General features: G+C 73.1%; 10 protein-coding genes and 1 riboswitch. Of the genes, 4 read left to right on the forward strand and 6 right to left on the reverse strand.

The annotated features are described in order from the left end of the window. Window positions 1-37: 37 nt before the first annotated feature. Window positions 38-1,033, reverse strand: a complete 996-nt coding sequence (locus tag AB0I21_RS33640; RefSeq protein WP_360567206.1) for a hypothetical protein — start codon at window positions 1,031-1,033, stop codon at window positions 38-40. Window positions 1,034-1,098: 65 nt separating this feature from the next. Between AB0I21_RS33640 and sigJ the strand changes: the two genes are divergently transcribed. After that, window positions 1,099-1,962, forward strand: coding sequence for an RNA polymerase sigma factor SigJ (sigJ, locus tag AB0I21_RS33645; protein WP_360567208.1), 864 nt, complete (start codon window positions 1,099-1,101; stop codon window positions 1,960-1,962). Here sigJ and AB0I21_RS33650 read toward each other — a convergent pair. Further along, entirely contained in the window at window positions 1,945-2,439 is a 495-nt protein-coding gene (locus AB0I21_RS33650) for a DUF402 domain-containing protein (RefSeq protein ID WP_360567210.1), read from the reverse strand. The genes sigJ and AB0I21_RS33650 overlap by 18 nt on opposite strands. A gap of 131 nt (window positions 2,440-2,570) precedes the next feature. Here AB0I21_RS33650 and AB0I21_RS33655 point away from each other — a divergent pair, with 131 nt between their 5' ends. Beyond that, complete coding sequence (locus AB0I21_RS33655) at window positions 2,571-4,556, forward strand: ATP-dependent DNA helicase (RefSeq protein ID WP_360567295.1); 1,986 nt, start codon at window positions 2,571-2,573, stop codon at window positions 4,554-4,556. A 2,107-nt stretch (window positions 4,557-6,663) separates the two neighbouring features. Here the strand turns inward: AB0I21_RS33655 and AB0I21_RS33660 are convergent. Further along, window positions 6,664-7,917, reverse strand: a complete 1,254-nt coding sequence (locus AB0I21_RS33660; protein WP_360567212.1) for an AI-2E family transporter — start codon at window positions 7,915-7,917, stop codon at window positions 6,664-6,666. A 146-nt stretch (window positions 7,918-8,063) separates the two neighbouring features. Between AB0I21_RS33660 and AB0I21_RS33665 the strand changes: the two genes are divergently transcribed. Further along, a complete protein-coding gene (locus tag AB0I21_RS33665) occupies window positions 8,064-8,393 on the forward strand; it encodes a co-chaperone GroES (protein WP_360567297.1) in 330 nt (109 codons plus the stop codon). Here AB0I21_RS33665 and AB0I21_RS33670 read toward each other — a convergent pair. Next, window positions 8,384-9,832, reverse strand: coding sequence for a PrsW family intramembrane metalloprotease (locus AB0I21_RS33670; protein WP_360567214.1), 1,449 nt, complete (start codon window positions 9,830-9,832; stop codon window positions 8,384-8,386). The genes AB0I21_RS33665 and AB0I21_RS33670 overlap by 10 nt on opposite strands. A 326-nt stretch (window positions 9,833-10,158) precedes the next feature. Continuing rightward, window positions 10,159-10,276: riboswitch (SAM riboswitch) on the forward strand. 12 nt (window positions 10,277-10,288) lie between these two features. Between AB0I21_RS33670 and AB0I21_RS33675 the strand changes: the two genes are divergently transcribed. Further along, window positions 10,289-11,482 (forward strand): aminotransferase class V-fold PLP-dependent enzyme, encoded by a 1,194-nt coding sequence (locus AB0I21_RS33675; RefSeq protein ID WP_360567216.1) that lies wholly within the window; start codon window positions 10,289-10,291, stop codon window positions 11,480-11,482. A 46-nt stretch (window positions 11,483-11,528) separates the two neighbouring features. Here AB0I21_RS33675 and ligD (AB0I21_RS33680) read toward each other — a convergent pair whose 3' ends face one another. Together ligD (AB0I21_RS33680) and ligD (AB0I21_RS33685) are read right to left on the reverse strand one after the other, a co-directional pair. Next, a complete protein-coding gene (gene ligD / locus AB0I21_RS33680; protein WP_360567218.1) occupies window positions 11,529-12,395 on the reverse strand; it encodes a non-homologous end-joining DNA ligase in 867 nt (288 codons plus the stop codon). Further along, the gene (ligD, locus tag AB0I21_RS33685; protein ID WP_360567220.1) at window positions 12,388-13,338 is read right to left on the reverse strand and encodes a non-homologous end-joining DNA ligase; all 951 of its coding nucleotides are present in this window, start codon (window positions 13,336-13,338) and stop codon (window positions 12,388-12,390) included. Before ligD (AB0I21_RS33685) ends, ligD (AB0I21_RS33680) begins: the two co-directional genes overlap by 8 nt. Between the last annotated feature and the right edge of the window lie 29 nt (window positions 13,339-13,367).

Here is a 13,367-nt window from a genome sequence, read left to right on the forward strand (position 1 = left end):
AGCTCGGCAGAACCGCAGTCCTGTGACCTTGTGCAGTTCATCTTCCGTTCAGCATTTGTTCATCTTGTACGGCCAGCCGCCGGGGCTCGGCCCGATGCTTTCGCTCGCGATCGACCGGTTTGCGGAGAAACCTTGCGAGTTGGGCCCTGTGACGGCTGGCGATGAGGTCGGCGCCCGCGGCGCGCAGCTCCTGCCAGAACGCCGTGCGGACGTGCCGCGGCTCCTCGGGGACGCCGACGAACCGGATCCGGCGGCCGCCGGCGTGCGCGGCGGCGACCAGCGACCGCAGGATGTGCCGCGCCTCCGCGGGGAACTCGGGCCACTCCTCCTGCGGGTCCCAGCCGATCCGCGCGCCGAGCGCCTCGGTGACCAGCGGCGCGACCGTGACGGGCAGGCCGCCGGGCTCCAGGTCGCTGAAGCGGCCCTCCAGGAACGCGAACCGCTCGTAGGCGCCGAGCAGGTCGGCGCGGGACCAGTACGGGCCGGTGAGCACGACGGTGATCGCGCCGGGCACGACGCGGCCGCCGAGGAACGTGGTGAGCAGCTCGGCGCGCGGGCGCAGGAGGAGGTCGAGGGCCTCGTACTCCGGGCGGGCGGCCTGCAGCAGCAGCGCGGCCCGCTGCTGCGGCGCCGTCATGCGCGGCGGCGGACCCGGCTCCGGGTCGGCGTGGACGAGCAGCAGGAACGGCTCGGCGCGGCGCGGGTGGACCCGGCCGAGCGGGCTCTCGTCGACCAGCGCCGCGAGGGGCTCCAGGACGGCCTGCTCGAAGGTCGGCGCCGGCTCGCCGTCGGGCATGGCGCAGTCCAGGCGCAGGACCGGCGGCGCGGTGTCGGTGTCGAGCCGGACGGCCACCTCGACGCCCGCGAAGCCGGCGCGGACGGCGGCCGCGACGGGGTCGGCGGGGCCGTCGACCGCCACGAGAAGGCCGTCGGCGAGGTACGGCCGGCCGCGCCGCGCCCGCGCCGCGGCCAGTGCGCCCATCGCCGCGAGGCCCACCATGCCGCTGGCGACCGTGGCAAGACCATTGCTCATCCCTAAATGGTATGTAACACGCATATCGCCCGGGTGGGAAACGCCCTGCTTGAATGGGTGTCGTGGTGGATCAGTTCAGCGCGCACCGTGACCATCTCTTCGGCGTGGCGTACCGGATGCTCGGCAGCCGGGCCGATGCCGAGGACGTCGTGCAGGACGCCTGGCTGCGGTACGCCGGGGCGGACACCTCCGGGGTCACCGACCTGCGGGCCTGGCTGACCACCGTCACCGGACGGCTGTGCCTCGACCAGCTGCGGGCCGCGAAGGTGCGCCGGGAGGCCTACGTGGGGCCGTGGCTGCCTTCGCCATTGGTGGAGCGTCTCCCCGACCCGTCGCAGGTCGACCCGGGCGAGCGGGTGTCCTTCCGGGACAGCGTGAGCATCGCGCTGCTGATGGTGCTCGACGCCCTGACCCCCGAGCAGCGGGTGGCGTTCGTGCTGCACGACGTGTTCGCGGTGCCGTTCGCGGAGGTGGCGGCGACCCTCGGTACAACACCCGAGAACGCCAGGCAGTTGGCCTCCCGCGCGCGGAAGGCGGTCGCCGACGGGGAGCGCCGCCACACGACGGACCGGGCGCTGCAGGCTTCGGTGCTGGCCGCCTTCACCGCCGCAGCGGCCGGCGGGGACATGGACGCGCTGCTCAAGCTGCTCGCCCCGGACGTCGTCGCGATCGGCGACGGCGGTGGCGTGGTGTCCGCGGCCCGGCGGCCGATCCTCGGGGCCTCCGCCGTGGCGCGCTTCGTGCTCGGGCTCATCGGCAGGAACGCCGACGCTTCACTGGAGGTGGCGCTCGTCAACGGCGACCCGGGGCTCGTGGTCCGCTTCGGTGATGCCGCCGCCGTCGCCTGCCTGTCGATCAGCCCTTCGGGCCTCGTGACCGCGCTCTACAACCAGCTCAACCCCGCGAAGCTGTCACTGGACGAGGTCTAGCCAGTCGCGGTACTTGTCGCCGAACGGCTCGATGCGCTGCGAGACGGCGCCGAAGAGCCAATCGGCGCTGGCCTGCGCCTCGGCGATCACGTCGGCCGGGTAGGCGTACCTGACCTGGTGCGCGGCGAACTCGTCCTCGTCGAGCAGCTCGACCGCGCCCGTGCGCCGGCGCCGGACGTCGAGGTCCAGGTCGATCATTGTGACCTCCGTCTCCTCCACCCAATGGGGGACGGTGGTGATGTCGCAGTAGATCTCGGTGCGGTGCGGTGCCGCGTTGAAGCACGCGGTCCACCAGGCCTGGCGCGGGAAGAGCAGCACGTGCGGCGCCTCGACCGGGCCGGTCCTCGTCGGTCCGCGGTGCACGATCGTGCCGGTGTCGGCGCCGACCCAGATGCCGTGGTCGTCCTCGCCGAGGATCCTGGTCTCGTAGTTCCAGTGCAGTGAACCGTCGAACTTGCGGTAGACCACCTTTGGCATGCGCCCACAGTACTGATCGTGTTGGTGCCCGCGGGTTTCTGTCGTACCGAGGCGGTAGCTTCTTGGTCGTGACTGCCACGCTTGCGACCGCTGATCTGCTTTCCGCTGCCGTCGGTGCCGTGCCCGGCGGCATGGAGCGGCCGGGGCAGCAGCAGATGGCCGAGGCGATCGCCGCGGCCGTCTCGAGTGAGGAGCATCTGCTCGTCCAGGCCGGCACCGGCACCGGCAAGTCCCTGGCCTATCTCGTGCCGTCCCTGCTGGTCGACGGCCCCGTCGTGGTGTCCACCGCCACCCTCGCGCTGCAGTCGCAGCTCGTCGACCACGACCTGCCCCGGCTCGCCGACGCGGTGGAGCCGCTGCTGCGCCGGCGCCCGACCTTCGCCGTGCTCAAGGGCCGGCACCACTATGTCTGCCTGGCGCGGCTGGAGGGCACCTCCGCCGACGAGCCCGACGACGCGCTCTTCGACGTCGGCGAGGCCCGGCCGACCCGCTGGCTCGGCGAGGCGGGGCGGATCGGCAAGCACATCGAGCGCCTCCGCGACTGGGCGATGGAGACCGAGACCGGCGACCGCGACGAGCTCGACCCGGGCGTCGACGACTCCGCATGGAAGCTGGTCTCGATGCCCGCCCGCGAGTGCGTCGGGGCGGCCCGCTGCCCCTATGGGTCGGAGTGCTTCGCCGAGGCCTCCCGCGCCCGCGCCCGCGAGGCCGACATCGTCGTCACCAACCACAGCCTCCTCGCCGTCGACATGCTCAGCGGCCGCATGATCATCCCGCCGCACAAGCTCCTCGTCGTCGACGAGGCGCACGAGCTCGCCGACCGGGTCAGCTCCGCCTCGCAGGCCGAGCTGACCCCCGAGCTGCTGGAGCGCGCCGCCCGCCGCTGCCGCCCCTATGTCGACGACGACGTCGCCGACCGGCTCATGGAGGCCGGCGACACGCTCACCGTCGCGCTCGCCGACGCCCCCGCGGGCCGCATCACCGACGGCCTGCCCACCACCCTCGGCGAGGCGCTCACGCTCCTCGACGGCGGCGGCCGCAAGGCGGTCGACGCGATCGGCGAGGTCAAGGCCGACGACGCCGACCCCGTCCGCAAGCAGCAGGCCAAGACCATGGTCGCCGACCTCACCAAGATCGCCCAGCGCATCCTCTCCGACTCCGAGCACGACGTCACCTGGATCGAGCGCGACGACCGCGGCCGCCGCGCGGTGGTCGTCGCCCCCCTCTCGGTCGCCGGCACGCTCAACACGCACCTGTTCCACGAGCGCACCGTCGTCGCGACCTCGGCCACCCTGGCGCTCGGCGGGCAGTTCGACACCGTGGCCCGCTCGCTCGGCCTGCCTGTCACGGCCCCGGCGCCGGTCCCGGCTCAGCCCTCGTCGCCGGGGGCCGCCGCCCGCGACGCGGTCATGCGCGCCTCCGCCGCCCGCGACGAGGCCGACCTGGCGTGGAGCTCGCTCGACGTGGGCTCCCCGTTCGACTATGCCAAGCAGGGCATCCTCTATGTCGCCGCGCACCTGCCCCGCCCGCAGACCTCCGGCCTGTCCGAGCCGGCGGCCGACGAGATGGTCGAGCTCGTCCAGTCCCTGGGCGGCCGCGCCCTCGGCCTCTTCTCCTCCCGCAAGGCCGCCGAGCGCGCCGCCGAGGTCCTCCGCGCCCGCGCCCCCGGCATCACGATCCTCCTGCAGGGCGAGGAGGCGCTGCCGATCCTCGTCCGCAAGTTCCGCACCGACCGCAACAGCTGCCTGCTCGGCGTCATGTCCCTCTGGCAGGGCGTCGACGTGCCAGGCGACGCCTGCCAGCTCGTCATCATCGACCGCCTCCCCTTCCCCCGCCCCGACGAGCCCCTCGCCGCCGCCCGCTCCGCCGCCGTCGACTCCGCCGGCGGCTCGGGCTTCGCCGCCGTCAGCGTCCCGATCGCCGCGGTCCGCCTGGCCCAGGGCGTCGGCCGCCTGATCCGAGCCCGCACCGACAAGGGCGTCGTGGCCGTCCTCGACTCCCGCCTGGAGACGGCCCGCGGCTACGGCCCTTACCTGCGCGCCTCCCTCCCCCCGTTCTGGTACACCACAAAGCCCGACGTCGTCCGCGCCGCCCTCCGCCGCCTGTCCACCACCTGACGCACCCTCTCCACCCTCGCCCTCTCGCGGACCGCACCCCCTCCGCCAGTCCCCACCCACCCCCGACAGCGGTCACGTCCGCCACCGCACCGAACCTGCCCTACCGCTCCGCCCACCACCTGGCTGCCCGCTCCGCCCTCTCGGACCGCGCCGCCTCAGCCGGTCGCCAACCCACGAACAGCTCACACCACCCCAACAGCAATCACGTCCGCCACTGCACCGAACCTGCCCTACCGCTCCATCCACCACCTGACCGCCCGCCCCGCCCCCTCTCAGACCGCACCGCCTCAACCGGTCGCCAACCCACGAACAGCTCACACCACCCCAACAGCAATCACGTCCGCCACCGCACCGGTACTGCTTCGTTTCCGGATCGGCCCACGTCCCCGCCGACTGCCGTCCAACCGTCGCCGCTGCCGCCGCACCCTCGACGCGCCCTCGACGCGCCCTCGACGCACCAGCCGAGCCCAACAAACCCAGCCCACCGCACGACACCCACCACTGGCCAACACCGCCGTGCCGACCGGCACAACGCTGATCGAAACGGCCGCCATCCGCCGCCTGACCACCCGCTCCGGGCCTGACCAGCACTGGGACCGGACCGCCTTCGTCGGCCGCCAGTCACACAACCAGTCCCACCGCCAGACTCCCGACAGCAGTCACATCCGCCGCCGCGCCGGACCTGCCTCGCATCCCCGCTCGACCCACGTCCCCGCCGGCTACCGTCCAACCGTCGCCGCTGCCGCCGCACCGCTCGACACACCAGCCGAGCCCAACAACCCAGCCCACCGCACGACACCCACCACCGGCGTGCCGACCCGATACAGCGCCGATCGAAACAGTCGCCATCCGCCGCCTGACCGCCGCTCCAGGCCTCACCAGCACTGGGACCAGACCGCCTCCGTAGGCCGCCGCCAGTCCCACCGCCAGACTCCCGACAGCGGTCACGTCCGCCACCGTGCCGGAACTGCCTCGCATCCCGGATCGGCCCACGTCCCCGCCGACTGCCGTCCAACCATCGCCGCTGCCGCCGCACCGCTCCACACACCAGCCGCGCCCAACAACCCAGCCCACCGCACGACACCCACCACCGGCGTACCGACCCGATACAGCGCCGATCGAAACAGTCGCCATCCGCCGCCTGACCGCCGCTCCAGGCCTCACCAGCACTGGGACCAGACCGCCTCCGTAGGCCGCCGCCAGTCCCACCACCAGACTCCCGACAGCAGTCACGTCCGTCACCCCGCCGGAACTGCCTCGCATCCCGGATCGGCCCACGTCCCCGCCGGCTACCGTCCAACCATCGCCGCTGCCGCCGCACCGCTCGACACCCGCAGAGCCCATTGCACGACACCCACCACCGGCCAGCACCGCCGTGCCAACCCGATACAGCGCCGATCGAAACGGCCGCCATCCGCTGCCTGACCGCCGCTCCGGGCCTGAACAGCACTGAGACCGGACCGCCTTCGTCGGCCGCCAGCCCCACAAACAGGCCCACCGCCGGACTCCCGGCAGCGGTCACGTCCGCCGCACCGCCGGACCTGCCTCGCATCCCGGATCGGCCCACGTCCGCGCCGGCTGTCGTCCAACCATCGCCGCTGCCGTCACGCCGCTCGACACACCAGTCGGGCCAACAAGCCCAGCCCACCGCGCGGCACCCACCACCGGCCAACACCACTGCCCGGTCCAGCGGCACCGCCCACCGCACCTCAGCCCGTCACCGGCCAGCACCGCGCCGTGCCGACCGACACAATGCCGATCGAAACGATTGTCATCCGCCGCCTGGCTGCCCGCTCAGCCTGGCCCCGCTCGGGCCGCGCCGACTTCGTGGGTCACCAGGCCCCCACAACTCCGTCCGCCTTCTGAACGTCTGCTCCGCCCCGACGTCCTCGCAGACCGCACCAACTTCACTCACCGCTGGCCCACGCGCTCGCAGTGGCCTTCTCCTGTGGCTGGTTGATCCATGGACAGGGCTGGCTGTCGGCGCGGCCGGGGCTGGACTTCGATCACCACGTCGACCGGCGTCACCTCGCTGTGGGTGGAGTGCCACCCGGTTGGTGCGCCGGCCTGGTTCGAAGGGCAGGCCTGGCCGGTGGCACGAGCAGGGTCAATCTGCGGAGATGATGACCGAGTCGGGGGGTGGTTCGTGGCGGTGTTGGACCAGGTGGCGGATGCCGGTGTTGAGGACGGCTACCAGGGGGACGGCCACCAGGGCGCCGATGATGCCGGCCAGGACGACGCCGGTGGAGATGGCGACGATGACGGCCAAGGGGTGGACGGAGACGGCGCGGCCCATGATGAGGGGCTGGAGGACGTGGCCTTCGAGTTGTTGGACGGCGATGACGCCGATGAGGACGACCAGGGCGCTGATCGGGCCTTCGTCGACGAGGGCGACGAGGACGGCCACGGCGCCTGAGACGGTGGCGCCGACGATGGGGACGAAGGCGGCCAGGAACACCATTGTCGCCAGGGGGAACCAGAAGTCCACGTCGATGATGACCAGGAGCAGGCCGATGCCGAGGGCGTCGATGAAGGCGACCAGCACCGTCGCGCGGACGTAGGCGACGAGGGTGTGCCAGGCGGCCTCGCCGGCGCGGCGGATGGGGTCGCGGGCGGGGGTGGGCAGGACGCCGGTGAGGAAGAGCCAGATGCGGTGTCCGTCGCGCATGAAGAAGAACGTGACGAAGAGCACCAGCAGGAGCAGCGCGAAGAACTCGATGGTGGCGGTGGCGGTGGAGACGGCGCTGTCGGTGAGGCTGCCGCGGTTGTCCTTGAGCCAGTTGGTGGCGGCGTCGAAGGTGGCGTCGAGCTGGCTGCCGTTGAGGTGCAGCGGGCCGGTGGTGAGCCAGTCCTGGATCTGGTTGACGCCGGCCGAGGCCTTGTCGGCCAGGTTGGGGAAGCCGTCGACGAACTCGGTGATGACCAGCGTGAGCACGCCCGCGACGGCGGCGAGGCCGGTGACGAGCACCAGGAACGCGGCCAGGGACGGCGGGAGCTTCACGCGGCGGCGCAGGAACTCCATCATCGGCGCGAGCAGGGCGGACAGCAGCAGGGCGATGCTCAGCGGGATGAGCACCGTGTCGAGCCGGCTGACCAGCCAGAGCAGGACCGCGAGGGCCGCCACGAGGACCAGCAGGCGCCACGACCAGGCGGCGGCGAGCCGCAGGCCACGCGGGATCTCGGCGTCGTCGCGGCTCATCGTCGACGAGTGGATCACGTCGAGCTCGACCGGCGGTGGAGGCGGCAGCACCTCGGCCTCAGCCACTTCCGCGGCGATCGCCTCGCGTTCGAGGCGGGCGTTTTCGAGACGCTGCTCGTACGCCCGCCGGAGATTGGCGCGCACCTGATCGAACCGGCCCACGAAACCCCCTGTGACTGCCTGCGAACCGACCGGACGCTTCACCGTAGTCCGGGTCCCGCGGCGATCGCACGTACCCAGGCGGTAGCGTCGCAACCGTGACAGCCCAGCCAGCCGCCGGTTACCCGCCGGCCACCACCCCGCCCGTCGTGTCCGATGTGGAAGGGGGCCTGCCGATCCGGTTGCTGCACGACCGGGTCCTCGTCCGGCTCGAAGGGGCCGAGGGCGAGCGCCGGCACGCGTCCGGCATCGTGATCCCGGCCACGGCGTCGGTGGGGCGGCGCCTGTCGTGGGCCACGGCCGTCGGGGTGGGGCCCAGCGTACGGTCGATCGTGGCCGGCGACAGGGTGCTGTTCGACCCGGAGGACCGCTCCGAGGTGGAGCTGCAGGGCCGCGACTACGTGCTGCTGCGCGAGCGGGACGTGCACGCCGTCGCGGCGCGGCGGGTCGAGCCGGACTCGACGGGGCTCTATCTGTAGGTGTACGGGTAGGGGTATCCGGCGTACATCGGCGGCGGGGGCGGAGGCGGCACGACGACCGGGACGGGCACGACCGGGGTGGGCGGAGCGGCGAGCACCCGGACCATCCCATCCGGGAAGGTGATGTGGTACCTGCTGCCGTCCCACACCGCCAGGGGCGCCTGCGGATCGCGCCCGACGAAGACCTGCCGGTAGGCGGCGAGCGCCGTCAGCAGCTGGCGTTCCTCGGCGAGGGCCTCCATCCGGCGGGCCGGCGTGTTGTCCAGGCCGCGGCGCATGCCGTCGCGGAGCAGGGCGAGCTTCGTCGCGTCGAACTGGAAGGCTTTCATCGCCTTGGCACCCGGGTCGCCGGCGACCCGCTTGGCCCACCGGCGGGCGGACAGCCGCCTGCCGAGCGTGCCGAGCGACGCCACCTCCGGCGGGGAGAACCAGCCGGCCCGCGCGTACTCGGTGAGCATCCGCTCGGTCAGCCTGCCCTCGGCCGCGCGCTGCCACAGCGCGAAGCCGACCATGCAGAGGAAGATCGGCATCATGACGGAGAAGTAGCCGTACAGCAGGATGATCGGCTTCGCGGCGGCGATCACCGACATGAGGTTCCACGAGCCGTGCAGCAGCATCGCGAGCAGCAGGCCGGCGAGGGGTGCGAGCCACTTGACCGCCTTCGTCGAGCTGCGCGACGCGGTGCCGAGCCCGATCGCGGTCATCGACGTGAAGAGCGGATGCGCGAACCCGGTCATCAGGATGCGCACGATGAAGATGCCGACGAGCGCCGCCGCGCCCTTCACCGCGCCGCCCTGCTCGGCGGTGTCGGCGTAGCCCTTGTACCCGAGGTACAGGATGTTCTCCACCATCGCGAACCCGGTCGCGGACAGCCCGCAGTAGACGATGCCGTCGATCAGGCCGGAGAACGCCCGGGGGCGGCGCCACAGCAGCAGGACCGGCCCGAGGGCCTTCATGCTCTCCTCGATGAACGGCGCGACCACGACCGCCACGATCGCGTCCGACAGGCCGAGCTTGTCGGCGAGGACCCCGCCGGCGGTGTTGACCACGAGCGCGACGCCGGTGGCCACGCAGGCGCCCCAGCCGAAGACGAAGACGAGATAGCGGACGGGCTCCGGCTCGTACCGGTCGAGCCACAGGAAACAGGAGACCAGCAGCGGCACCGGGATGACGGCCGCGCCGACGCCGATGACGAGGGCGGTCCATCCGCCGCTGAAGCCGAAGAACGCCAGCAGCGCGACGCCGCACGCCGCGATGCCGCCCATGACGCCGATGAGCGTCCAGAGGCGGCGGCGGTCGGAGCGCTTGGCGGGCGGCGCGGCGGCCAGGGCGAGGGCCGCGGTCGGGTAGCGCTGCTCGCCGGTGTCGGGGGCGGCGTCCTCCGTCACGTTGGGCACGACGTCGGCGCCGGCCGCGTCCCACCCCTGCGGCGCGGCCATACCGGCGGCCTGCCCGGCCGTTCCACCAAGATCTCCGCCCGAAGCACCGCCCGAAGCACCGCCGGAAGCACCGGTCGATGCGTCGGGCCCCTTGTCCAGGGCGACCGGCTCGCCGCTGGACGGGACCGGACCGCCGCTCAACGGGGCAGGTGCGGGGATCGGAGCTGCCCAGGGTGACCGTTCCTCGGGCGCGGCAGAGGCGGCCGCTGGTCGTACATCACCCGACGACGGCGACAAGGTGGCGTCACGGTTACCCGGATCCTGAGGCGTCCCAGTCGGCGGGAGATCGGTCATGGGCCAACCATATCCGCGCTACGGTGAGACCAGGTCATGAGTGCCAGCGCTAAAGCCCCGGCTTGCTGGCCGGCAACCCTCGCGTTCGCGGCGGGGTGCCCCGGGTGATGACACGGTCCGGCACGCGGTGTGTCCGGGCAAGCGCGAGCGGAGGACTCTGCCATGTCCACGATCCTGTCCCCCGGTGACGTGAAGCTGCGCGACGGCCGCAGCGTCGACTTCGCCAACCTCGACATCGCCGCGACCGCCCCGTGCCTGCGGGTGGTCGCCGACGCGGTCGCCGAGCTCCTGCCGTTCTACGGCAGCGTCCACCGCGGCGCCGGCGCGCTCTCGGAGCGGTGCACGCGGGAGTACGAGCAGGCCAGAGAGACCGTCGCGGACTTCATCGGCTGCCGCGACGGCGACACGGTCGTCTTCACCCGCAACACCACCGACGCCCTGAACCTGCTGGCCAGGGCGGTGCCCGAGGGCACGACGGTGCTCACGTTCGACGGGGAGCACCACGCCAACCTGCTGCCGTGGCAGCGGAGCCTCCACCTGGACGCGCCGCGCTCGCCGCAGGAGGCGGTGGAATCGCTGGAGTGGGCGCTGCGCCGGCAGCCGTGCGGCCTGGTCAGCGTCACGGCGGCGAGCAACGTGACCGGCGAGGTGTGGCCAGTGGCGGCGCTCGCCGAGGTGGCGCACCGCTACGGGGCCCGGCTGGCGGTCGACGCGGCGCAGCTCGCCCCGCACGCCCCGGTCGACCTGACCGCACTGGGCGCCGACTACGTGGCGTTCTCCGGGCACAAGGTCTACGCGCCGTTCGGGGCCGGGGTGCTGGCCGGACGGGCGGACTGGCTGGACGCCGCCGAGCCGTACCTGGCCGGGGGCGGCGCGAGCGCCAGCGTCGGCGACGACCTCGACGTCCGGTGGGCGACCGGGCCGGCGCGGCACGAGGCCGGCACGCCCAACCTGCTCGGCGCCGTCGCGATCGCGGCCGCGTGCCGGGCGCTCGCCGCCGCCGACCACTCCGCGGAGCGGGCCCTGGTGGCACGGCTGCGGGCGGGCTTGGCGCGGCTGCCGCACGTGGAGGAGCTGCGGCTGTTCGAGGCGGACGCGGAGCGGGTCGGCATCGTGTCGTTCGCGGTGCTGGGCGAGGACCCCGGCGCGCTGGCCACGACGCTCGGCCGGGACCACGGGATCGGGGTGCGGACGGGGCTGTTCTGCGCGCATCCGCTGACCCGGCGGCTGCTGTCGGAAGCGACGGCCAGGATCGCCCCGTCGGCGCCGGTGCCGCCCCAGGCGGTGCGGGCCAGCTTCGGCCTCGGCACCACGGAGGCCCACATCGACCGCCTCCTGGAAGCCCTGCGCCGCTGAGCCACCAGGCCCGCCGCCGCGGTCCCGCGGTACCGACGGCCCGCCGTCACGACCCGGCGGTGGTGCGGTCCAACACGACGGAAGGGGTGAGGTCGGCGATGGTCAGCGCGCCCTCGGCGACCTCGTCCCAGGTCAGCGGGGCCGAGACCGTCGGCAGGGCACCCGCGCGCAACGAGAACGGCGCGACCGTCGTCTTGAAGGCGTTGTTCTGACTCCAGTCGATGAAGACCTTCCCCGGGCGGAGCTGCTTCGCCATCCGGGCCACGATCAGGTCGGGCCGGAGGCGGGCGAGCTCCTCGGCGACGTCCTTGACGTACGCGCTGATCTCGTCGGCGGTCTCCTCGCCGGACAGCTCGGCGGTCAGCTGCATGCCCTTGCGGCCGGAGGTCTTGGCGGCGGGCTCCAGGCCGTCGGCGGCGAGCCGGTCCCGGACCAGCAGGGCCACCTCGTAACAGTCGGCGAGCGTGGCCGGCGGGCCGGGGTCGAGGTCGATGACGAGCAGGTCGGGGTTGAGCGGCGAGCCGTCGGCGGCGACGCGCCACTGCGGGGTGTGCAGCTCGAGCGCGGCGAGATTCGCCAGCCAGACCAGCGTAGCCAGCTCCTCGACGACGATGAAGTCGATGGTCTCGCGGCCGCGGCTGGAGCCGGGCACCGGCAGCCGGACGGTGCGGACCCAGTCGGGCGTGCCGGCCGGCGCGTTCTTCTCGAAGAAGCTGATGCCGTCGACCCCGTTGGGGTAGCGGATGCGGGTCAGGGGCCGGCCGGTGAGGTGCGGCAGGAGGACCGGTGCGATGCGGGTGTAGTAGTCGATGACCTCGCCCTTGGTATAGCCGACCTGCGGGTACAGGACCTTGTCGAGGTTGGTCAGGTCGAGGTGCCGCCCCTCGACCTCGACCCGGACCTTGTCAGGCATCGACGCCGCCCGAAGCAGCGACGTCCGCAGGGGTGAGGTCGGGCCGCAGGCGCAGGAAGCGGGGGAAGCGGAGCCGCCCGTCGCGCGTACGGTGGCTGAACTTCACCTCCACCACCAGCGTCGGCGTGACCCAGGTCGCGCCGCGGGCGTCCTCGCGGGGCACGGTGCCGGCGAAGGGCGGCTGCGGCACCGACAGGTCACGCAGCGCGTCCAGCAGTGCGCGCTCGGCCGCGTTGGAGATCCCCCCGCCGACCCGGCCGCTGAAGGCGAGCAGCCCACCGGCCGCCGGCACCCCGACGAGCAGGGCGCCGAGGGCGCGCTTGCCGGGCCGCCAGCCGCCGACGACGAACTCGCAGCTCTCCTCCAGCTTGACCTTCACCCAGTCCGGCGAGCGGAGGCCGGGGTGGTAGTGCGATCCGGCCCGCTTCGCCACCACGCCTTCGAGGGCGTTGTTGCGGCTGGCGGCGACGGTCGCCGGGCCGTCGTCGAAGCACGGCGGGATCACCGCCCGCGCCCCCAGCGCGAGCCCTTCGAGGATGCGTCGGCGGCTGGTGTACGGCGATGCGAGCACATCCTTGCCCGCGGCCCTCAGCACGTCGAACGCCAGGTAGGACACGGGCAACGCGACCGCCAGCCGCGCGGCCCGGGCCGGCTCGCGCACGTGCATCCGCTCGGCCAGCAGCTGGAAGGACGGCCGGCCGGCCTCGTCCATGGTGACGACCTCACCGTCGAGGACGGTGTCGTCGAGGCCCTCGCCGATCGCCGCGAGCTCCGGATAGGCGGCGGTCACCTCGACCCCGCTGCGCGCGTAGAGGCGGGTGACGCCGGCGGTGACGACGGCGATCGCCCGGATGCCGTCCCACTTGAACTCATACGACCAGCCCGGCCCGGTCGGAAGCGGGCCGGTCGAGGCGAGCATCGGTGCGGGCGGCCCGGTCCCCATCACCCCACGATAGTTCGCCGCCGACTTCC

It is taken from the genome of Dactylosporangium sp. NPDC050588, assembly GCF_040654975.1.
GTDB lineage: Bacteria > Actinomycetota > Actinomycetes > Mycobacteriales > Micromonosporaceae > Dactylosporangium > Dactylosporangium maewongense.